We start from the raw sequence: 22,141 nt of genomic DNA on the forward strand, positions 1-22,141 counted from the left end.
CTGTTGGAAAGGCGTTGTGGCCCGCGCGTCAGTCGAAATGCGGCAGGTTGTCTTTAAGGAAAATTTCGATGCGGATGTGTTCCTGTCCCGGAACGATCGCCAGACGATCCGCAGATGCTTTCAGAACCCGGATGGCACTGCGGATTTCATGGCCCGCATCCTGCGCCAGCACCGCATGGATGATACCATCTGTCAGCGCTTTTGAGGTAACGTTGTCGCGTTCATGCGCGATGACGAGCGGTCGATAGGAACTGTGCTTCGCCAGTGCCTTCACCAGACCACTATTGCCTGCGCCAAGGCTGTAAATTCCGGCGATGTCGCTACGCTCGTCAAGCAGCTTGTCGACGAGATTTTCCACGCGCAGATCTTCATCGAAGCCTTCCAGCACGGGCAATATCTCGCGTCCGGGAAAGTCTGCTTTCATGGCCGTTGCAAAGCCATCGAAACGTTCCTGATGATCACGGACCTTCAACGAACCAGCGACGACCGCAAGCGCGCCTTCCGTTCCGTTGGCAAAGAGCCCCAGAAGTCGCGCTGCCGTACGTCCAGCCGCACCGTTATCCACGCCGATATAATGCGTCCGTGTGGAATGTCCGAGATCAGATACGAGCGTAACTGCATGAATGCCGTTCTCGCCCAGCCGGGCACAGGCTTCACGCACAGGATCCGTATCGACCGCCACGAAGGCCACGCCGTCAGGCTTGCGCATGGCGCACTCATCCAGCGCTGCGACAAGTGCTGCTTCATCGAAGGCGGGGACAAGAACGACATTGACCAGAATACGCTCGGCCAAGGCTCGTTCGGTCGCGGATTGCAGTTCCGCGCGCAGGCTCAGCATGAAGGTGTTTTCATTGTCCGGCAAAATAAAATCGAACTGATAAAGCCTGCCGCGTGCAAGGTTGGCAGCACCCACATCGCGCACATAACCGAGCGTGTTCATCGCGTCCATAACCCGGTCGCGCGTCTTCGCTCTTACACCCGGACGTTCGTTCAGCACACGGTCGACCGTGGCAAGACTGACGCCCGCTGTTCTGGCTATATCATGGACTGTGGGTTTCATTCTCGCTCCTCGACGCGGACCATAGGATCAAAAATGAGGTACGTAAATCAAAAAATGCTTGCTATTCATTTTTCTTCACGTATCAATGGTCTCCGAGGATGGGGCGGTGTGCCTTTTGCATGCTGTCTCGATGGAGTGATCTTGGCGCAAAACGCCTTTGGGAGGATCAGCCATTCAAGGAATAAGCAGCTCCAAAGTGGGCTGTTTTGTCGTGCCGAACTCCGGGGGCGGAATACGTTCGGGGGCGCGGTTTGGTATCAACCGGTAGCGAGCCGGTGTTGTTTGGAGGAGATTTGCATGAAACGTCGTAATTTTCTAACCGGCGCGCTGGTTGCCGCAGCTTTGGGCATTGGCGCCATGGCGTCCACGCCGGTCTATGCTTCGCCGGAAAATCCGGTCATCGGCTTTTCCATCGACGATCTTCGCGTCGAGCGCTGGGCGCGTGACCGCGATTATTTCATTGAGGCTGCAGAAAAGCTGGGCGCCAAGGTCAATGTGCAGTCGGCTGACGGTAACGAGGAAAAGCAGGTCAAACAGGTTGAAAACCTGATTGCGCAGGGCGTGGACGCCATCGTCATCGTGCCGATGAACTCCAAGGTTTTCGACGCGGTTGTGGCTGATGCCAAGGCATCCGGCATCAAGGTTCTATCCTATGATCGTCTGATCCTTAATGCGGATATCGATGCCTATATCTCGTTTGACAATGAGCGCGTCGGTTTCATGCAGGCGGAAGCCGTCCTGAAGGCCAAGCCGGAAGGCAATTATTATCTCCTCGGCGGCTCGCCGACGGATAACAACGCCAAGCTTCTACGCGCCGGTCAGGAAAAGGCGCTCAAGGAAGCCGTCGACTCCGGCAAGGTGAAGGTCATTGGCTCGCAGTGGGTGAAGGAATGGAGCCCTACTGAAGCGCTCTCCATCATGGAAAACGCTCTGACGGCTGCGCAGAACAAGATCGATGCGGTTGTCGCTTCGAACGACGGCACCGCCGGTGGCGCTATTCAGGCACTTGCCGCACAGGGATTGGCTGGAAAGACCGCCGTTTCCGGACAGGACAGCGACCTTGCCGCCGTCAAGCGTTTGATCGACGGTACGCAGACCGTAACGGTCTATAAGCCGCTGAAACTCATTGCTTCGGAAGCCGCCAAGCTGACCGTCCAGATGGTCAAGGGCGAAAAGCCTGAATTCAATTCCAAGCTCGACAACGGTGGCAAGCAGGTCGATACGCTTCTGCTGACGCCGACTGCCGTGACCAAGGACAATATCGACATCTACGTTCAGGACGGCTTCTACACCAAGGAGCAGATCTACGGAAAGTAAGCCTTTCCGACGGGTATCGCCGGAGTTGGTTTCGGCGATTTAACCCTGTGTGAATAGTGGGGCCGGAAGTCTGGAAACCATGATCCAGCTTCTGGCCCCACCGACTTGTCGATGCTGTCTTTGACAGCGTTGTCTGGAACATTTCCGCCAGAAAATGGTGTGGTTTGAAGCCGGACGGCTCATTCTGCTGCATTATTGCAAGGTCATATGCGATGTCCGAATATCTTCTAGAGATGCGCAATATCGGTAAGGACTTCAACGGCGTGAAAGCGCTTGACGGTATTTACCTGAAAGTGCGCGCGGGTGAGTGTGTCGGCCTTTGCGGTGAGAATGGCGCGGGCAAATCCACGCTGATGAAAGTGCTTTCCGGCGTTTATCCCCATGGCACCTGGACTGGGGAAATTTTCTGGGAAGGCCAGGAACTCAAGGCGACGGGCATCCGCGATACGGAAGCCGCGGGTATAGTCATCATCCATCAGGAACTTATGATGGTGCCGCATCTTTCGGTTGCGGAAAACATCTTTCTGGGATCTGAGCCGACAAGCGGCGGCTTCATCGATTATGATCAGATGAACGCGCGCGCGACGGAACTTCTGGCGCGCCTCAAGATTCACGACATCAATGTCGCGCTTCCGGTCTATCATTATCCGGGCGGCAAGCAGCAGCTGATCGAGATCGCAAAGGCCATCAACAAGAATGCGAAGCTGCTCATTCTGGATGAGCCGACATCGGCGCTGACAGCATCCGAAACGCGTGTCCTTCTCGATCTCATCAAGGATTTCAAGGCGCAAGGCATGGCCTGCGTCTACATCTCCCACAAGCTGGATGAAGTGGCCGAAATTTCCGACACGGTGACGGTCATTCGCGATGGGACGCATATCGCGACGAAGCCGATGGCGGAGCTTACCACGCCAGCCATCATCACCATGATGGTGGGGCGCGAGATGAAAAACCTGTTTCCGCGCGAGCCACACGATATTGGCGAAATTATTTTCGAGGCGCGCAACATCAATTGCTGGGATGTGACCAATCCCGATCGCAAGGTGGTCGACAACGTCTCGTTTGCGCTTCGGCGAGGGGAAATCCTTGGCATCGCCGGGCTTGTAGGCGCGGGGCGAACGGAACTGGTGTCCAGCCTGTTTGGTGTCTGGCCCGGAGCACATGAGGGGCAGGTCTTTCTGGAAGGCAAAGAACTGAAAATCCGCACACCGCGCGATGCGGTTCGACAAGGCATCTGCATGGTGCCGGAAGACCGCAAAAAGGATGGCATCCTGCCCATCATGCCGGTGGGCTATAATATGACGGTCTCGGTGCTGGATCGGTTTTCCTTGCGCGGATTGCTCGACAAGGAAGCGGAACTGGCCACCATCCAGCGCGAAATTCTGCGCCTCAAGGTGAAGACTGCCGATCCAATGCTGGAAATCGCATCCCTGTCCGGCGGAAACCAGCAGAAGGCGGTGCTGTCGAAGATGATGCTGCCAGACCCCAAGGTGCTCATTCTGGACGAGCCGACGCGGGGCGTCGATGTTGGTGCGAAATATGAAATCTACAAACTGATCTTCGCGCTCGCGAAACAGGGTGTCGCGGTGCTGATGGTCTCTTCCGAAATGCCCGAAGTTCTCGGCATCAGCGACCGTGTTCTCGTGATCGGCGAGGGCAGGCTGCGCGGCGATTTCCCCAATGAAAATCTCACCCAGGAGAAGGTACTTGCCGCTGCAATCGGCAAACCGATCACCAATGCGGCCTGATCCTCGAATAACTTGTTGTTTTCGCGCATTTTCCTTATGCAAAACCGTTTCACATCTTTGCTGGAAATGCTCAAATTTGACCGGTGCATGATATGACATTGACGGGCAAAAGCCTTCGGAAGTTTCTGGCGGATTATAAGATTGTCGCGCTGCTGATTGTGGTTGCGCTCATCTGGGCATTGTTTGCGATCCTTACCTATGATCCCGAGATGGGGCGTTCGCAGTTTCTGACTGCACGTAATTTCTCCAATCTCCTGCGCCAGATGGCCATTACCGGAATGCTCGCATCCGCCATGGTTTTCGTCATCGTTGCTGGCGAAATCGATCTTTCGGTCGGCGCGCTGTTAGGGCTTTTGGGCGGTATCGCTGCCGTTCTCGACGTAATCTACGGATGGCCATTATGGGCGACGATCAGCACGGTTCTGGTTCTCGGTGTGGCGCTTGGCGCTTTTAACGGCTGGCTGACTGCCTATCTCGGTATACCGTCCTTCATCGTCACACTTGGCGGCCAGCTTGTGTTTCGCGGCATCGTGCTCGGTATCATGGGCGGTGTCACGATCGCGCCGATCTCGCCGGAGTTCAAATATATCGGGCAGGGTTATCTGCCAGGCTGGCTTGGCAATCTCTGCGCCATTGCGCTGTTCGGTGTGCTTATCCTGATGACGCTGCGCACGCGGGCCAGCAAGCGCAAGCACAATCTCCAGACGCTTTCTTCCGGGATGGAAGTCGCAAGGCTTCTCGGTATCGGTATTCTGATCCTTGGCTTCATCCTGATCCTCAACAGCTATCAGGGTGTGCCGGTTCCGGTCTTGATCCTGCTGGTGATCCTCGGTGTCTTCACCGTAATCGCAAAACAAACCGTATTTGGCCGCCACATCTATGCGGTCGGCTCGAATACTGAAGCAACGCGCTTTTCCGGCGTGAACGTCAATTTCGTCAAGATGGCGGTCTTCGCGCTGATGGGATTGATGGCGGCAGTGGCCGGTCTGACGACATCCTCACGCCTCGCGGCAGGCACGCCATCGGCGGGCATGGGTGGCGAGCTCGACGCCATTGCTTCATGCTTTATCGGCGGCACCTCCATGCGCGGGGGTGTCGGTTCCGTGCTTGGTGCATTGGTCGGCGCGCTCATCATGTCGAGCCTCGACAACGGTATGTCCATGCTCGGTGTTGATACGTTCTGGCAGCAGATCATCAAGGGTAGCATTCTTGTTCTGGCCGTCTATCTCGATATCGTGTCTTCCGGCACACGCCGCGGATAAATACCACCCTATAAATTAGATAAATAAAATATATTGAGCCCTACCAATCAGCTGGCTAAACTGCGGCCATGACGATGCTCAAGGATATCGGCGGTCTGCTCGCTCTGACAGCCCGTCTTCTGGCTCGGTTCTGGCCCCAGTTGCTGCTTATCGGGACGCTGGGTTATATCGCGCGCGACCTGCTGCTCGATGCTGCGGTGAGCGCGGGCGGATATTTTCCGCTCGCCGGAATGGTCGTTCTTTCGCTGGTCGTGCTGGTCAAGTTGCTCGTGGTGGTGACGATGTTCGCCACGTTGCGGCCTGGATTACCTGCACTCGCTTCGTTGCGTCAGACGGCGGCCGTAGGAGGTACAGCATCTTCGCCTGACAATCGCAGGGCTGATCGTATGTTGATGGTGACGGCGGCCGTTATACTGCCGTTCTTTGCCTACTATGCCGCATGGGGGTTTCTCGGCGATACGGTTCGCGAATATTCCCGGCTTGCTTTTGAGCGCACTGCCTTTGGCGAGAAGATGCACATATTCGACCTTGTGCGCTCCGGCAGCCTGATCGCCGCGATTTTTGTCTGCTGGCTGATCCGCTGGATTGCCAAACGCGCCAATGAAAAAGTTCAATCGCCATGGCTGCGGCTGCTCATTGTCGCTGCAGATGCAAGCTGGATATTCATCGGTCTCTTTGCACTCGACAAGTGGAAAGACGATCTGATCCGCTGGATCGGCGCTGGGTCTCTGCTCGATAGTTTCGATGTCAGTGCCACATGGTTTTCGATAAGTGCTTATGCAGCCGAAAATTTTGTACCCGTGGAGTTCCAGCAACCGAGCCTTTGGGTGCAGGCACAAAATCTGTTCTTCTATGCGCTCTTGCCGATGGTTTGGCTGGTGATGGCTGCGATCATCTACGGCTATGATCTGTCAGCGAAGAAAGCGCCTGTGCCGCCAACCCCATCTCGCGGAACTACCTTCCGGAAGTGGCTAAGCGACTTCGCCGCGCATTATCTGGGCGGTTATCGCAGCCGTTACCGGCCTGTCTGGACCTGCCTGAAACTGGTCGCCGGGGCAGGGCTTGGTACCCTGCTGTCGTTTATCGTTCTTTATCGTGCGATAAGCTGGATCGGTGCGTGGATGTGGTACAGCACAACCCATTATCTTGGACCATACGATATTGAAATCTGGCAGCGTATTGCCAGTATTCTGGTTATTTTTATCGGCAGCCCGACGGAGCTTGATGGCGGTATTCTGCTTGATGCAATACGTATTGCACTTTTGGCGGCAGTTCTCGAATATGCATTGGTAAGCCAGAAGAACAGAGCTATTTCAGAACCAGATGCTCAGGTTGTTTCCCAAGCATAGTGAGCAATAGCGAAAGCTGTCCAGCATCTGCAGGTACAAGGAAACTCTCGACGATACGAACCGGGGCGTTGCCGTTTTCATTGGCGAGATCGTAACATTTCGGCTTGTCGGCGGCTTCCGGTTTCAGTTTCTGGATTGTTTGGTTGGATACATATAATGTCGACCAGCGGCGGCCCGCAGTGTCCGTCACGGTCATGAAACAGGGTATCATCTGTTTCAATTGTTCGGCATCCTGAATAGTCACTTCGATTTCAGCGAGCACAATGTTTGTTTCCGGCAACGTGCCCGGAAACCTGTCCAGCGCGACCAGTTTCCAGTTGCCGCCTCCATAAGCCTGCACGTTGCCGCGCGGCACGACCATCGGCTCTTGAAGCTTCTGCTCGATCCATCGCAGCAGACCGCCATCGGAACCGACAAAGGCGGCAAGGGGCAGGGTGATAATCAGGAGAGCAAGGCATATCCAGAAGGATTTCCGCTCGCCAGAAGAGGTCGCGTCACTCATTGGCTGACCTCCAATTGCCATGGCATGATGGCCCCCATGCGTTTGATCGCAATTGACCGGCTGACATTGTCCTTCGCCGTTGTGCTCATGCTAATCTGTATTTGTTCTGAAAGAGGAGTCAGTGAAGATTCGGCAATGAGCAGCTTTCCGTCTGCGATCTGGTCGCGTGGCAATTCAAATACCATCAGGATAGGACGCGGTATCCCCGGCTCCAGCCGTTCGGAGCCCACTATGCCAGGCGCAAGTGTCGGACGGCTGCTCATGGCATAGCGGATACCGTTCGGCCCAAGCCATTCGACAGATGCGAGGCCAAGGCTTTCGATCTTTGCTTTCGCGGCGGCCTCGATAACCAGCCATTCGCCGTCCGTGCTATAGGTGCGGGTACTTCCTATGCCGGGTGTGGTCAATTGGCGGGTTCGATAGGCATTTACAATGCCAACTACGAAACGGCTGGTTTCGACGGGTTTTCCCTGCTTTCCCTCAACGGTGACCGAGGAAAAGATATTGCTGTAGTAGGGGGTGGAATGCTGCATGCCATAAAGTGCTGCGATGGCTACACACAGCATCACGGCGCTTTTGAGCCACTTCATCATCCTTCGTCCCCGGCGGATGACATATGTACTGGCAATTGAATGACGGCGATCGGATCCCGATCAAGCCATGTAGAGGCCCCATAGAGATTATCCCGCTTCTTGTAGATTTCGCTGCCGATGAGGAGCCGGACTTCCTGTGGCGGAGCTTTGCCTTGCGGCCATTCCCACGCTACCGTCAGCTTTTCCGGCATGCCGGGATGGACCTGACCCGCAATCCATTTGTCGCGCACGATGTAGAAAGTTGGATCGGTCAGAGCCGGATTTGGCGGGTCGAAGGTCAGGAGTTTTTGCGATGCAAAGGCTGACGATGCCGAACGATTGTCGAGGCTGACATCGACCATGAGGTAGTTCTTGGGTTCGTAAGGTTTTACGCCGGTCGGCGGAACGGAGCCGAAGCGTGCGTCAGTGACGGCCACATGCCAGCGCCCGGTATCGACTGTCTCGCCGGGGCTCACTTCCCGCATGGGTTCGGGATTGGCTGCTTCATAGATCGCCGTTGCGTAGGAGAATACGCTTGCGGCAGCCGTGCCGATACCTGCGATGACGATGGCAGCCAGTCGCTGCCGAATGCTTCGACGCTGTTCGTCCGCCATGACACCTCCCTCTGTGCTGGCGATTCAAACGACAATCCAAGCCCCTGGCTCCTATAGCATACCAATGTTCCATCGTCATCTTTTGGCTTAATCTATGTTAGCACTCCTCGACGAATACTTCATCACGCTTCTTGCGTACCGAGGGAAGCAGCACGACCACGAGAACGGCTGCGGCTATGGCAAGCAGAATGGCGCTGATCGGCCGGGTGAAGAAAGTTGCCGGGTCGCCGCGTGACAGGATCATGGCGCGACGCAGATGTTCCTCCAGCAAGGGACCGAGAACGAAGCCAAGCAGCAAGGGAGCTGGTTCGCAACGCAGTTTGGCCAGCAGGTAACCGATGAAGCCGAAGAAGGCGACTGCATAAAGATCATAGACGTTCGAATTGACGCTATAAACGCCGATAGAACAGAAGGTCATGATGATGGGGAACAGCACATAGTAAGGCACTGTCAGAAGCTTCACCCACAGACCGATCAACGGCAGGTTCAGGACGATAAGCATGAGATTGCCGATCCACATCGACGCGATCACGCCCCAGAACAATGCAGGCTGTTCTGCCGCAACATTCGGACCGGGCACGATGCCTTGAATAATCATGGCGCCGATCATCAGTGCCATGACCGGATTGGCCGGAATTCCAAGCGTCAGCATGGGAATGAAGGATGTCTGCGCACCGGCATTATTGGCGGATTCCGGCCCTGCAACGCCTGCAATCGCGCCTTTGCCGAATTCCTCAGGTGTTTTGGATATACGTTTTTCCACTGTGTATGAAGCAAAGGATGCCAGGATGGCGCCACCGCCCGGCAGGATGCCAAGTGCCGAGCCGATGGCGGTTCCACGCAGGATCGGCGCAGTCATGCGCTTGAAATCGTCTCGCGTCGGCATCAGTCCTGTGACTTTAGCCATCAGCACTTCGCGCGTATGTTCGCTTTCAAGATTGCGCAATATTTCGGCGATACCGAACACGCCGACTGCAACCGCGACGAAGTTGAGCCCGTCGGCATATTCCGTAATACCAAGTGTGAATCGTGGTGCTCCTGTGTAGATGTCGGTGCCGACAAGACCGAGCAGAAGCCCCAGAACGACCATCGCCAGTGCCTTGATGATGGAACCGTGAGCAAGCGCCACAGACGACACCAGCCCGACGACCATCAGCGAGAAGTATTCAGCGGAGCCAAATTTCAGGGCAATTTCAGTTAGCGGCGGAGCGAATACCGCTACCAGAAAGGTGGAAACAGTGCCGGCGAAAAATGAACCGATTGCCGCAATTGCAAGTGCTGCACCGGCTCGTCCTTGACGTGCCATCTGGTAACCGTCGATGGCCGTCACGGCGGATGAGGATTCACCCGGCATGTTGATGAGAATTGCGGTTGTCGAGCCGCCATACTGGGCACCGTAATAGATACCGGCGAGCATAATGAGTGCGGAAACCGGATCACCGATCTGGAACGTGACCGGAAGAAGCATGGCGATTGTGGCCGTAGCGCCGATGCCAGGCAGGACGCCGATCAATGTGCCGAGCAGCACACCGATGAGGCAGAACCCAAGATTGGCAAGCGTCGATGCGGTTGAAAAGCCAAGCGCGAGATTGTTGAAAAGTTCCATGCTCATGCCCCCTTAGAACGGCCACCAGGGCCCGAAACGCTGATAGGGCAGCGCGAGCGCGTAACTGAACACAATGACGGAGAAGACCGTGATTGCAGCAGCAAGAATGATTGCAGCAAGCGGTTTCATGCGCATTGAGGCGAAAGAGGCGATGAGGCAGGTCAGGAACAACGACGGCACGAAACCGAGGCCACGCACGGTCAGACCGAAGAATATCGGAGCAGGCAGAATAAAGAACAGGCCGCGCCATGCAATCGGCCCCATTGGTTCGCCCGCGACACGTGTCGCCTGAATAAGAATGACCAGTCCAAGCAGGATCAGGACACCGGACAGGACAAGCGGGAAATATCCCGGTCCCATGCGAAGCGATGTGCCGATGTCCAGACCTAGCGACTGATAGGCGAAAAACGCGCCGGTCAGTGCGAGAAGGGCGCCGCACAATCCGTTGGTCGGATCGATTGAAAATTTTCTTGAGGGCTCGTTCATGGGCCAATCGTCTTTCGGATTTGCCGTTGAAAGGGCTATGCCGAAGGTCCGGCATATGAAGTCGGATCACCGATCCCGATGGCCGCTGTTTCGACGCGCAGCTACAGGAGACGACAATCAGGACGCGCCAAAAGACGCGCCTTGAATGCTTGCAATACGATCAGTCTGCGTATTGTCCGGCAGCCTCGATGATCGGCTTCCAGCGTGCGACTTCGGATTCAAGCTTGGCCTTCAGTGCGGCTGGTGTCGCATCCGATTCCGGTGACGGCTTTGTGCCCAGTTCAGCGAAGCGGGCAACCACGTTCTGGTCTTTCAGAGCCACCTGAAGCGATTTCGACAGGCGTTCGGTAATTTCAGCCGGCGTTCCCTTGGGGGCGTAGATGCCGTGCCAGATACCCACCTCCATACCGTCCAGACCGGCTTCCTTGGTCGTTGGAAGGTCTTTCAAGACGTCCAGACGTTCGGGCGAGGTGACGGCGTAAGCCTTGATTGTACCTGCCTGAATCTGCTTGGTCGTGTTCGTGGTCTGGTCGCACATGACGTCGACCTGCCCGCCGAGCAGATCGGTCATGGCCGGACCTGTTCCCTTGTAAGGGACGGTGACGAGCGGAGTTTCAATCGCACTCATGAACAGCATACCGCACAGATGTGATGCCGCGCCGATACCGGCATTGGCGACTGTCACTGTATCCTTGTTGGCCTTGGCATATTCGATCAACCCCTTGAGGTCGGTCGGCTCAAGGTCCTTGCGGGCAACGATGGTCATCGGAACCTCTGTGACGAGGCCGACATATTCGAACGCATTCAGCGTGTCATAGGCGAGCTTGCGATAGAGCGTAGCGCTTGTAGCCATGCCGATGTGGTGAAGCAGCAGGGTATAGCCGTCCGGCTCGGCGGTTGCGACGCGCCCCGCGCCGAGTGTTCCGCCTGCGCCGCCGACATTTTCGACGATAACCTGCTGTCCGAGATCCTTGGACATGGATTCCGCGACCAGCCGCGTCACGGTGTCCGTCGGGCCGCCTGCAGCGAAAGGCACGACCATGGTGATCGTCCGTTCCGGATAGTTTTGTGCTTGTGCGGAGAAAGCTGCGGTGGAAATAGCAAGTGTTGTCGCCAGAGTGGCGATAAGCTTCATCATAGTGTCCTCCCAGACTATGTTGCGGCGGGCAAGCCCGTATTTAGAATTTAGTTCCCCACGCCTCTTTGGGCGCTTCGGGCAATCAATTTCGATATTATCAAGTCACTGCGACAGAAAGATTCAACACCGAGCTTGCTCTTGAAACGGCATGATTATCCGGTGGTCTCTAACGAGAATGTAGATGTATCCTGGCGGCTTGCCAATGCCTGAGCTTCAATGAAAGCGCTTATACTACCAAAGTCTGGGTAGCTCGCTTGTGGTGCCAGGACCGTACGCCTGCACACGGTCTCGCCGGTCGCTTCCTATGCTGAAATGCTGATAGTTATGTTCATCCAGATATATTGCAATTCTGTGAAGTATTCTGGTGAACTATTGTTTTAGCTAGAGCTAAAGAAAATTCCTTGCTAGGTGCAATGCGCATTCATGAAAATAGATTAGGAGAGGACTATTATGAAAAAATATCTTCTAGGCGCTTTGTTCGTTGTTCTGGCAACTCCATCCTTTGCCTGCACGACTGAGGAGGTCCAGGCAAAGGCGATGGAAGTCGCCACGAAAATGCAGGAAGTGGCTGCTTCGAACCCCCAGAAAGCTCACGAAATCGCGCAGAAAATGAGCGGTGCTCAGACGCAGGCAACGAGCGATCTCGAAGGCGCATGCAAGGTCTATGATGATCTACTTGCAGATCTCAATTCGTAAAAGTGCTATGGTTCAACCTCTCGCGGTCTTTTTTGCGAGAGGTCGACCGCCCAAGGTGAGGTGATCGACAAGATTTCTGGCAGGTGTGGTTAAGTCATTCAGGGATCGTACAGCGATCACTAAGTTTCTTGTCGCCCACGCGTCAGCTAGTGTCGCAGTCGCAATGGGGAGCGCCTTTCTGAGACGTCGGGCAGCCGTTTGCGGAATGATCGCAATGCCTACATTGGCAGCAACCATATTGCCGACGCCTTCGAAAGTGCGAAGCCTCGTCCTGATTTTAAGTCGGCCCCCTAGTCGGGTTGCCTGTATTTCGATGTGCTCCTGCAAAGCACCCGCGGAAAGGCCGATGAATTGTTCCTGCAGAAGATCGAGGAAGCTCACACGCTTATGTTCGGCCAAAGGATGATGTCTGGCCATAATCAGCACCAAATGATCTGTTGCAAAAGGAACGAGTTCCAATCCCGCGGTTTCTGCTGCATCCGACAGAATGCCGATCTCAATGAAACCGCGCAAAACGGCGCGGGCAATATCACTGCTCTGCCGTTCTTTCAGTTCCACATCGATGCGGGGATTATCAGCCATCCAGCTGGCAAGCCGTACTGGAAGATATTCTGTGGCGGCGGCGGTATTCGCCGCAACGCGAATGGCCGTGCGCATGGCCTTGGCATGCAAGCCCAACTCGGTATGCATGTCGGCCATTTGCCGCATCACAACCCTCGCATGATGGAGGAGCGCTTCGCCCGCTTCCGTGAGGGCAACGCCGCGTCGCCCTCGTTCCAGAAGCGACACCTGGCCTGCGGCTTCCATGTCACGCAGGCGTTCGCTCGCAGCGGGAAGCGACAGGCCGACTTCGGCCGCGCCATGCGTGATGCTGCCGGTATCGGCTACGGCGAGAAATAGGCGGAGGTCTGTGAGATCAAAACGCATAAGCGATGGTAGCGCGAATTCTGCCTATGGAAAAGTCGAAGGCTCGATAAGGAACTTCCGCATTCCGTCCGATGGCCAAGTCGCTATAGCAGGGGCATGACTTATTCTTTATCCTTGATCCTGACGATTGCGGTTACATTTCTCGGTGCCGGCTTTGTCAAAGGCGTGACAGGAATGGGGCTACCCACAGTCGCCATGGGCATATTGGGCGCGCTGATATCTCCGCTCGCAGCTGCAAGCCTGCTGATTATTCCGTCGTTCATCACCAATCTTTGGCAGCTTCTGGCGGGGCCTAGTTTCGGTCAGCTTATGCTTCGTCTCTGGAGCATGATGCTTGCCATTGCAGTCGGCACCATTGCGGGAGCGGTGGTTCTGGTCAGCGGAAATATTGCAGTCACAACGTCGATGCTGGGTTTCTCGCTTGTTATCTACGCAGCCTACACGTTGTTTGCCCGCCAGTTACAGATACCGGAAAGGTTTGAGCGCCTGCTGTCTCCTGTCGTCGGGCTGTTGACTGGCCTGGTCGCCGGTGCAACTGGAATATTCGTCATTCCAGCTGTACCCTATCTGCAATCGCTGGGTTTCAGAAAAGACGATCTCGTACAGTCGCTCGGGCTTTCCTTCACTGTCTCGACCACCGCACTTGCGGTCGGACTTTCGAGCAGGCAGGCCTATTCGGGCGATTTTTTGCTGGCATCCGTTCTGGCCGTCTTTCCATCACTGGTCGGCATGTTCATAGGGCAGGTGTGTCGCCGCAAGATTCGACCGGAAAACTTCCGTCGATGGTTTCTGATCGGCCTTATGATTCTCGGGCTTGAGATGGCGTTGAGACCATTGTTCTCGATGAGTTGATGAACGAGGAACGATTTTTCCATTCCGGCAAGTGGATACGGATTTGCTTTCTTGTTCGAATCCGGCAAGGGCAGGATATTGACTCACCCCCAAGAGAACAGTCTTTAGCTTCAACGGGTTTTCGCTGAAGCTTCCCTATCATCGGCCTGATTGACGGAATGACCCAAAAAGATCCTGAACAAGACCAGTCGCGCGCGTTCCGACTGTTCAAGCCGGTCCTTGCCGGTGCAACACTGCGCGAACGTTCGATTGCCTGCCTTGGTGCTTTGATCGGTATCGCGCTGACCGGATTCATATCGAGCATTTTGCTGGGAACCGGTCCGCATCTGCCTTTGATCGTGGCACCAATCGGCGCTTCAGCGGTTTTGCTTTTTGCGGTTCCGACAAGCCCGCTGGCTCAGCCATGGTCGATCATCGGCGGTAATACGATTTCAGCATTTGTGGGATTGGCCGTCACCCAGTTTGTCGATGATCCGGCTTTGGCAATCGGCCTCGGAGTGGCTCTCGCCATTGCGGCGATGTCGGCTACCCGCAGTCTTCATCCACCAGGCGGCGCAGCAGCACTGACTGCTGTTCTGGGTGGTTCGGCGGTTGCCAAGTGGGGATTCCTGTTTCCGCTTGTGCCGGTCGCGCTGAATTCGTGCCTTCTCGTCGGCTTGGGTATCCTGTTTCACAAACTGTCGCGCCGGAAATATCCGCATGTCGCGGCTGCCGCTCCGGTAAACAAGCACAGCACGGAAGACCTGCCGCCGTCGGTCCGGATGGGTATCCGCGAGGAAGATATCGACCGCGCCTTGCTTGCTCTGGATGAAAGCTTCGATATCGATCGCAACGATCTCGGACGTCTGCTGCGGCAGGTGGAGCTTGAAGTGTCCATTCGTTCCCACGGCGACCTGACCTGCGCGGACATTATGTCCCGCGATGTCGTTAGTATCGGTGAAGATGCTACGGCGAGCCAAGCGCGCGAGCTGATCCTGAGGCATAATCTCATGACATTGCCCGTGCGTGGGGCCGATGGGCGCCTGAAGGGCGTGGTCGGCTTGCGCGAATTGATGCATCCGGGCGACGATTTCAGAAGTTATATTGTGGAGGCTCCAACCGCTTCCCAAACCGATCCGGTGATGAGCCTTTTGCCCAGCCTGACAGATGGATTGGCGCATGCTGTCGTGGTGGTCGATGAAATGCGCCGCATCATCGGTTTGGTGTCGCAAAGCGATCTTCTGAGCACGCTTGCCCGTTCACTTCCCAATGAAAAGCTGGTGCCTCTGAAAGCAGCATGACTCGCCGGAACTATGCTTCTCTATTGAACTGAAATGGTTTTCCGGGCAGGGTTTCCCGACCCGGAAAACTGCAGCAGGTGATTATGTCCGTCCAGCGCGCGAGCTTTTATATCCTACTGGCACTGGTCACCATTGCCTTTGCGTGGCTATTGCTGCCTTACTATTCGGCGGTTCTGTGGGCTGTTATCCTCGCTGTGGTGTTCTCGCCGGTACAACAGCGCCTTGAACGTCTTCTTGGTGGTCGAAAAAATATTGCGGCTCTGCTATCCGTGTTGATGTGCATTTGTCTGGTCATCATTCCGATGCTTGCGATTTTCGGCTCGCTGGTACAGGAGGGGAATTCCCTCTATCAACGCCTGAGCAGTCGGGAGTTCGATCTGAACAGTTATATCTCACGCATTCTGGGCGCCTTGCCGGATTCGCTGGAGGAGTGGCTGACCCGGTTCGAACTGGGCGATTTCGCTGAATGGCGCGCACGCATATCATCCGCGATTATGCAGGGCAGTCAGCTTTTTGCCGGAAAACTGGTCAGCTTCGGCCAGAACACGCTCCAATTCTTCATCGGCTTTGGCATCATGCTCTATCTGCTGTTCTTCCTTTTCCGCGACGGTGCGGATCTTGGCCGGAAGATCAGGCAGGCCATTCCGCTCAACGACGATTATACGCGGCAGTTTCTGGAAAAGTTCATCGCTGTTATCCGTGCGACGGTGAAAGGCAATATCATCATTGCCATCATTCAGGGTACGATAGGCGGCGTGACTTTCTGGTCCTTAGGCGTCGAGGCGGCTTTGCTCTGGGGCGTATTGATGACGTTTCTCTCCATGCTTCCAGCGGTCGGCGCGGCACTCGTCTGGGTACCGGCAGCGGCGTGGTTCTTTGCGAGCGGAGAATGGATCAGCGGAGGTATTCTGGTTTTCGTCGGCGTATTCGTGATCGGATTGGTCGATAATCTTTTGCGTCCGCCGCTTGTCGGAAAGGGGACCCGCATGCCGGATTATGTCGTGCTAATCTCCACGGTTGGGGGCATTTCACTGATCGGGATCAATGGTTTTGTGGTCGGGCCGCTAATTGCTGCGATGTTCATCGCCGCATGGTCGCTTCTGGCAGAAGAGCAGAAGGGCAAGGGTTCCGCCCAACTGCCAGAGAACTAGATCTCACGCGACCTTCAACTCCGCGATGGGCAGTCCGGTTTCGGTCATCTTGTTGTCGACACCATTTTCATCGAGAAACTGCTTCATCTCGGCATAAGTCTCGAACCATGCCCGATTGTATTTGTCGAACAGCGACTGATCCCAATAATCTTCCAGTTGGAAAGGCTTGTCGCTGAAGACATCATAGCTTGGTATCTTGTAGGTCTCAGCGAATTCAGCCGTGCGGCTGTCATAGGTGAAATAGATGGACGGCACGCCATTGGCCAGTGCCATCAGATTACCATGCAGGCGATAGCCGAGAACGAGCTGTTGCCTGCGCACCAGTTCCTCGTAATCGGCAACGACATCCGAATAGAACATACGATGGCGATAGAGGTTTTCTATAGTCTCGTCGAAATACCAGTCCGCTGTCCAGCGATGGTTCTTGAGGGCTGCAATAGCCTCTTCCTTCTGCTCCGCCCTGCCGAAGACCAACTTCTTTTCATCGATTTCGCCCTGCGCCATCAATGTCACATCGAAGCGTTTAGCCATGGATTTGAGAAGGTCGCGGTGACGGGTCAGATATTGCTCGATATCCTGCGCATAGGCCGGTGAAACCTCGCGGCGAACCGTAACGCCGACTTGCGTAACGTTTTCCAGCGGCGGCAACTTGATGCGCAGATGCTGGTTGTTGCGACGAAACGCGGTTGGGCAACCGACAATGCGCACATTGCGGATGCCGATATCGTTCAACACCTGGGCGGTATAAGCGCCACGCACACCGATGGATGTAGTGGAATCTGCGATGATGCGCAGGACCGCCTTCGTTTCTTCGGAAAGTTGTATTTCCCCTCTTACCGGCGCTTGGGCTCCGACGCCGAATGCAATGACCGGCAATTTCAGCCGCTGCAGCACCGGGATCGTGTCGCGCCAGTTCATATCCTTGTTGATATAATTCGAGCCGCGCAGGATCACATAATCAAATTCCTCGCGCAGCTGATCGATCTTCTCCGGCGAGAAATTGGTAATCGGGAGTTCGGAAGCCTTTTCGTAATTCATCAGCTTCAACGACGACTCGAAAACGAAGGCATCGCCGATATTGTGATAGTGATTGATGCTGCCCTGAACGTCGGTGTGACGATACCAGCGGACATTGTCGTGATCGTACACTTCTCCCGCAGGGATCATGACGAGGGCGCGTGCCATACGGTCTTCCTTCTGTTTCACTAAGGTCAAGCCAGGCTCAGCTTGCCTGAGAAAGAGCAGTTTCTGTAACTGCCGGTTTCTGTCTGCGCGGTTTTAACTCGCGCAGCCGTTTATAGAGATCAAGATGCTCTTTGGCGCAGTCGACATAGTGGACCGGATTGCGGATGGAATGATGCAACCTGTCCCATATACTCGGCTCGCTCAGCACTTCTGTAAAGCGGTCGGCCAAATCTTCGGCGCTGCGGACACGGAAATGCAGGCCGTCTTCACCATCGCGGATTTTCTCGGCCATACCGCCAATATTCGAGCAGATGACCGGGCGGCGATGATGCAACGCCTCCTGAATGACAATGGGAGAGTTTTCCCACCAGATCGAAGGCATGACCACCCAGTCGACCGATTGCATGAGGCGTGGCATTTCGGCATTCTGGTAAGCGCCGTAGAAACGCACGCGCGGGCCAGCCTCTTCAATCAGTTTCTGCATACGTTCCTGAAAAGCGGGCGGCTGCTTCTCCAGATTGCCGCCGAAGATCATCAGGCGGGAATCCTCACCCCATACCTGTTCCGGTACACGCGATACGGCATCAACCAGAACGTCTATGCCCTTGAACGGGTTGATCTGACCGAAAAAGGCGAACCGGCTGCGACGCGGGTTCGGGCCGGTCAGCTCACGCGGAGGGGTAACATCGCGGATGGCGATGCCGTTTTCGATGACTGCCATCTTGTCTGGATTGAGACCCCATTCGAGATAGCGATTGGCGAGAAACTCGCTCGGCGAGACGAAGGCGTCGGCCAATTCCAGCATGCCGCGCACAAAGCGTTCTCGCTTGAGGAAACGCGCGGGCGGTATCTGCGGAAAACAGGCGTGGCAATCAATGGGCGATGCCTCGTTGCAGAGCTTGGAAGTGCCAGCTTTCACCATCTGGCCGTCATTATTGCAGATGGACAAAAACTCGTGAAACGTCACCAGAATGATACGATCCGGCAGTGCCTCGCGGATGGCATAGAGCGTTTCAAGTCCGAGTCCGAGAACATGATGAAAATGCACGATGTCCGGGTCGAAGTCGCGGACAAAGCGCAGCAGATCGCGGCGGATTTCATCGGTGTTCTTGTTCGACAGATAGAAGTGATCGTACTCATCCGCATGGAACAGGATTTCGTCGCTGGCACGCCGCATGCTCATCAGCGCCGTTGTGCCATGCCGAGGGATCGGGTGAGCGGCCCTTGCGAGGTAGACTGACTGCACATCGGGAATGCTGTTCAACCCCTTGTGCAGATTGTAGGAGGCGATTTCACCGCCACCGAGTGAAATCGATGGGTGAGCGTGTGAGATGACGAGAACACGGAGTTTATCGCTCATGCGGGTTCCTCCACCTGTATTTTGCGTCTACCGGCGAGAATAGAGGACCATCGTGCATCGAAGACCTGCCGGTCAATGCGTTCAATGAGGGCAACGGTCGATGCCCTGTCGGTCACGGATGTGTCGTCAGCTCCAAGCATCTGTGCTGAAGGCAACCAGTAGGAGCGCAAGCCCGACTGTTTCAGTTTCAATCCGAGATCCAATCCCTTTTCATGGGTGCCGAGATAACCGCGTGTGAAACCACCGACGGAAAACAGGGCTTCGCGTGGAAGGATGCAGCACTCGAATGTTGCCGTTGCCACTTCTGTCAAAGACATGCCCGAAACGGCGTCGATTGGGTAACCAGCATAACGACTGATCAGAGCGCGATCTGATTGCGGTCCAGCAACCCAGGTTCCCGCCCAGCGAATTGAATCATCCTCATAGGCAAGGGTGGGAGAGAGAACGCAATCCTTGTGCGCTTCATAGGCGCTGACGAGCTTATTCAGCCATCCGGAGCGGCGCGGCAGCAATGAGCCCGCCAGAAATATCACCTGATCCGTCGAAACTGTGCGGGCGCCGACTTCGAGCGCATCGTAGAGGTCTTCCGATCCTGTGGCGGAAACGAGACGGATGCGCAGGCGATAGAAATCTGCAAGACGCCTGATTTGTACGCCGATACGGTCGATAATCTCGGTCGCAGCCGCGATCACAATTGGCGCAATGCGGGTTTCGGGATCGAGCGCAAGAAGTGCCAGCAAAGGTTCGATTTCCTCGACGCGCTCGTCGATGCCGATGATGATCGCTGGCCCTATCGCATCTTCGAAGGGGCCGAGATCGACCACGCCAAAGACTTCCGGCGCAGGACGGTTGACGCCCCGCAGTAATGGCACGAGCTGCTGGTCGACAATATGACGCAAAGCCCACGCATTCGGGTCAGTTGCGCGGATTTGCCGGACAATGGCGTCCCGCGAGGTCACTCGCGTTGGTGTCAATGGAAAGAACGCGCGTCGTCCATCGCTGATCGCAAGTTCGAGATAGAACGGTGAGGTGCTGTCCCCGGCAAGTTCAGGTGCGAAAGCGACGAAACCATGGGCGTGACGGCTGGGGTCAAGGCCTGCGTTAAAAGGCGGTTGATTGTCGAATTCTCTGGTGACGTCGGGCCGGTCGATACGGGTCCAGCTGGTATCAATCTGGATTTCACCACGGTGACGACGCAGCTTCACACTTTCCACATGGCTATCGGGATCGAGCAGCCAGCCAGAAATCAGCATGCCGCTTCCCTCGACGCGGAAGACATTGTCTATCCCCATCCGGACAGGAAAGGGGAGGCCGGATACCGTGTCAGCGCCATCGAAACGGTTTGCGGCGGAACGCATGCGCAGCAGAATGTCAGTCGAGCTTCGTACTCGTGGCAGGATCGCCCGGATATGGCCCGGCGTTTCACGCGAACCGGACAACAGCCTGCGGTCATAGACTTCGGTAAAGCGCCAGCCCCTTCGTCCGCGAAACAGAAGCCGTTCGATATCAGTCGGTTCTACTGGCTCATTGGCAAGCAGGAGACCCGCAAATCCTGATGCTTCATCGTTCAGGTCGGGACGGGCAAAAACGCTGACCGCACATTCCGCAAGCGAAGGGTTTTTACCGCTGATCAGTAGCCGGGTGACGGTGGGCGTCAGATCCTGTGCCCAACCCTGAACGAAAATTTCGCCTTCGTCACTGCCGCCGATGAGTTCGATACAGCCGTCGGAGCGGGCTCCTGCCTGCAGCAGGACGGTAATGGCCGAAAGTTTCTTCCGGCTGATAGGGCCGGAAATCAGGCCTTCGACCAGTTCATCAATGACGCCCGGCAAGCTCGGTCCGGCTAAATCGCCGATCATGGCAACAAAATCGGCAATGGAAGCAGAGCGCGATGCGAAATTATAGCGAGCGACTTTTGCGCGGTGCTGGAACATGATCGTCTTGAGAGTGCCACGGCGCAAAGCAGCCGTTGGCACAATGGCGACGAAACCATGAGTTCCAGCGGGTGAAGGCTCCTTGAGCGGCCATGTGATCAGGTTCGTCTTCACGCTCATGGCAGGATCGCCATTGAGAAAAGCTGTTACCTGATCGCTTGCGGCACTGCCGATTCCGAGCACCAGCACCAGCGTGTCTTCGATCACGCTGCCAACGACCATTTCGCCCTCCATCATCATGGGAGGGCGATCCGGCGTGCGTACCTGTCTTGAGGCAGTTTTTGGTGTGTTGGGGCGTTCGTCTTGAACCATGCAGCTCGTCCTCAGGGCATGACCGCAAGTGTGAGAAGCGCGCCAGCGACGAACCCAGTCAAGACCGCAGCCAGCAAGAACAGGAATTTGAGGTCTCCGCCGCTGCGCTTGCGAACGTCATCAATGCGCTGTTCCAGCCCTGCAACAACGCCGTCCATACGCATGATATGCACGTCGAGTTCAGTCATGCGCTGATGAAGATCGGTACGCAGCCCATCGACGGAACTTGCAATGTCGAGCAATTCCGCCGGAGCGGCATTGCCGGATGCATCCAGTGTTGGCGCAACACGCTGCAACGAACGCTGGTTGACCTGAAGCTGACGTTGCGCCGCCATGAGCATGTCGAGCTTGTCCAGAATGCGTGTCATCGGAGCGGCGATAAGCGCTTCGGCGGCCTGCTCGTCGGGTTTTGGTACGCGCAATTTCTGCTCTGTGCCAGACGAATTGGCGGCAACCACCACCAGTTCGCCAGCTCGAACAGCGGCGAATTGCGGTAGCATCACTTCAAATGCATGTTTGCCATCGCCGATGCCGTTGCGCTTCAGGTCGGGGCGATCCTTGTCGGCTGGGGCTTCGGCAATGGGCTTGTCATCAAGCAGAACCCGGATCAGAAGCCGTTCGGTCGGAACGGAAGGATCGAAAGCCCAGCCATAGAGGCGGCCTTCCTCAATGGCGTCAACGCGTCCTTTCATGGCTTCGGTCCTTTGAGGCCCGGCGGCGGCATTGGGTGTCGCTGCCTGCTTGGTTTCCCCCTCGGATGGAACTTTGGTCGCGATGTTCATGATTTACC

The 22,141-nt window shown here is 55.8% G+C and carries 20 protein-coding genes; 8 read left to right on the top strand and 12 right to left on the bottom strand.

Going from position 1 to position 22,141, the window contains the following annotated elements:
- Window positions 1–28 precede the first annotated feature (28 nt).
- Entirely contained in the window at window positions 29–1,060 is a 1,032-nt protein-coding gene (locus MKS82_RS18480) for a LacI family DNA-binding transcriptional regulator (RefSeq protein WP_109987408.1), read from the bottom strand.
- 297 nt (window positions 1,061–1,357) lie between these two features.
- Here MKS82_RS18480 and xylF point away from each other — a divergent pair, with 297 nt between their 5' ends.
- From xylF to MKS82_RS18500, 4 genes are all read left to right on the top strand, one after another.
- Window positions 1,358–2,377, top strand: a complete 1,020-nt coding sequence (gene xylF, locus MKS82_RS18485; RefSeq protein WP_061347830.1) for a D-xylose ABC transporter substrate-binding protein — start codon at window positions 1,358–1,360, stop codon at window positions 2,375–2,377.
- 212 nt (window positions 2,378–2,589) lie between these two features.
- Window positions 2,590–4,125 (top strand): xylose ABC transporter ATP-binding protein, encoded by a 1,536-nt coding sequence (locus MKS82_RS18490; RefSeq protein WP_109987407.1) that lies wholly within the window; start codon window positions 2,590–2,592, stop codon window positions 4,123–4,125.
- Window positions 4,126–4,217: 92 nt separating this feature from the next.
- Window positions 4,218–5,387 carry a sugar ABC transporter permease gene (locus tag MKS82_RS18495; protein ID WP_240579156.1) on the top strand — a complete coding sequence of 390 codons (1,170 nt, stop codon included), beginning with the start codon at window positions 4,218–4,220 and terminating at the stop codon, window positions 5,385–5,387.
- 68 nt (window positions 5,388–5,455) lie between these two features.
- Entirely contained in the window at window positions 5,456–6,736 is a 1,281-nt protein-coding gene (locus tag MKS82_RS18500) for a hypothetical protein (protein WP_109987406.1), read from the top strand.
- On the opposite strand, the gene MKS82_RS18505 is transcribed toward MKS82_RS18500, so the two are convergent.
- The 6 genes from MKS82_RS18505 to MKS82_RS18530 all read right to left on the bottom strand — a co-directional run bounded on the left by MKS82_RS18505 (window position 6,696) and on the right by MKS82_RS18530 (window position 11,654).
- On the bottom strand, window positions 6,696–7,238 hold the full coding sequence (locus MKS82_RS18505; protein ID WP_109987405.1) for a hypothetical protein: 543 nt from the start codon (window positions 7,236–7,238) through the stop codon (window positions 6,696–6,698). The genes MKS82_RS18500 and MKS82_RS18505 overlap by 41 nt on opposite strands.
- A complete protein-coding gene (locus MKS82_RS18510; protein WP_419190603.1) occupies window positions 7,235–7,828 on the bottom strand; it encodes a hypothetical protein in 594 nt (197 codons plus the stop codon). Before MKS82_RS18510 ends, MKS82_RS18505 begins: the two co-directional genes overlap by 4 nt.
- Complete coding sequence (locus tag MKS82_RS18515; RefSeq protein WP_109987403.1) at window positions 7,828–8,424, bottom strand: hypothetical protein; 597 nt, start codon at window positions 8,422–8,424, stop codon at window positions 7,828–7,830. The genes MKS82_RS18510 and MKS82_RS18515 overlap by 1 nt, the downstream gene beginning before the upstream one ends.
- Window positions 8,425–8,521: 97 nt before the next feature.
- Window positions 8,522–10,030 (bottom strand): tripartite tricarboxylate transporter permease, encoded by a 1,509-nt coding sequence (locus MKS82_RS18520; RefSeq protein ID WP_109987402.1) that lies wholly within the window; start codon window positions 10,028–10,030, stop codon window positions 8,522–8,524.
- 12 nt (window positions 10,031–10,042) lie between these two features.
- Window positions 10,043–10,516, bottom strand: coding sequence for a tripartite tricarboxylate transporter TctB family protein (locus tag MKS82_RS18525; RefSeq protein WP_109987401.1), 474 nt, complete (start codon window positions 10,514–10,516; stop codon window positions 10,043–10,045).
- A gap of 160 nt (window positions 10,517–10,676) precedes the next feature.
- Entirely contained in the window at window positions 10,677–11,654 is a 978-nt protein-coding gene (locus MKS82_RS18530; RefSeq protein ID WP_445558089.1) for a tripartite tricarboxylate transporter substrate-binding protein, read from the bottom strand.
- Window positions 11,655–12,104: 450 nt separating this feature from the next.
- Between MKS82_RS18530 and MKS82_RS18535 the strand changes: the two genes are divergently transcribed.
- Window positions 12,105–12,350 carry a hypothetical protein gene (locus MKS82_RS18535; protein WP_109987400.1) on the top strand — a complete coding sequence of 82 codons (246 nt, stop codon included), beginning with the start codon at window positions 12,105–12,107 and terminating at the stop codon, window positions 12,348–12,350.
- A gap of 12 nt (window positions 12,351–12,362) precedes the next feature.
- Here MKS82_RS18535 and MKS82_RS18540 read toward each other — a convergent pair whose 3' ends face one another.
- Window positions 12,363–13,277 (bottom strand): LysR family transcriptional regulator, encoded by a 915-nt coding sequence (locus MKS82_RS18540; protein WP_109987399.1) that lies wholly within the window; start codon window positions 13,275–13,277, stop codon window positions 12,363–12,365.
- A gap of 96 nt (window positions 13,278–13,373) precedes the next feature.
- Here MKS82_RS18540 and MKS82_RS18545 point away from each other — a divergent pair, with 96 nt between their 5' ends.
- From MKS82_RS18545 to MKS82_RS18555, 3 genes are all read left to right on the top strand, one after another.
- Entirely contained in the window at window positions 13,374–14,129 is a 756-nt protein-coding gene (locus MKS82_RS18545; protein WP_109987398.1) for a sulfite exporter TauE/SafE family protein, read from the top strand.
- Between the two features lie 158 nt (window positions 14,130–14,287).
- The gene (locus tag MKS82_RS18550) at window positions 14,288–15,409 is read left to right on the top strand and encodes an HPP family protein (protein ID WP_109987397.1); all 1,122 of its coding nucleotides are present in this window, start codon (window positions 14,288–14,290) and stop codon (window positions 15,407–15,409) included.
- A gap of 83 nt (window positions 15,410–15,492) precedes the next feature.
- Window positions 15,493–16,560, top strand: coding sequence for an AI-2E family transporter (locus tag MKS82_RS18555; protein WP_109987396.1), 1,068 nt, complete (start codon window positions 15,493–15,495; stop codon window positions 16,558–16,560).
- Window positions 16,561–16,563: 3 nt separating this feature from the next.
- Here MKS82_RS18555 and MKS82_RS18560 read toward each other — a convergent pair whose 3' ends face one another.
- From MKS82_RS18560 to MKS82_RS18575, 4 genes are read right to left on the bottom strand one after another with little or no spacing between them, the layout of a single operon-like run.
- On the bottom strand, window positions 16,564–17,745 hold the full coding sequence (locus MKS82_RS18560) for a polysaccharide pyruvyl transferase family protein (protein ID WP_240579157.1): 1,182 nt from the start codon (window positions 17,743–17,745) through the stop codon (window positions 16,564–16,566).
- Between the two features lie 37 nt (window positions 17,746–17,782).
- Complete coding sequence (locus MKS82_RS18565) at window positions 17,783–19,105, bottom strand: glycosyltransferase family 4 protein (RefSeq protein ID WP_109987394.1); 1,323 nt, start codon at window positions 19,103–19,105, stop codon at window positions 17,783–17,785.
- Window positions 19,102–21,351, bottom strand: coding sequence for a glycosyltransferase family 2 protein (locus tag MKS82_RS18570; RefSeq protein ID WP_109987393.1), 2,250 nt, complete (start codon window positions 21,349–21,351; stop codon window positions 19,102–19,104). Before MKS82_RS18570 ends, MKS82_RS18565 begins: the two co-directional genes overlap by 4 nt.
- A gap of 11 nt (window positions 21,352–21,362) precedes the next feature.
- Window positions 21,363–22,133, bottom strand: coding sequence for a hypothetical protein (locus MKS82_RS18575; RefSeq protein ID WP_109987392.1), 771 nt, complete (start codon window positions 22,131–22,133; stop codon window positions 21,363–21,365).
- Window positions 22,134–22,141: the final 8 nt, after the last annotated feature.

It is taken from the genome of Ochrobactrum sp. A-1, assembly GCF_022488005.1.
Taxonomy (GTDB): Bacteria; Pseudomonadota; Alphaproteobacteria; order Rhizobiales; family Rhizobiaceae; genus Brucella.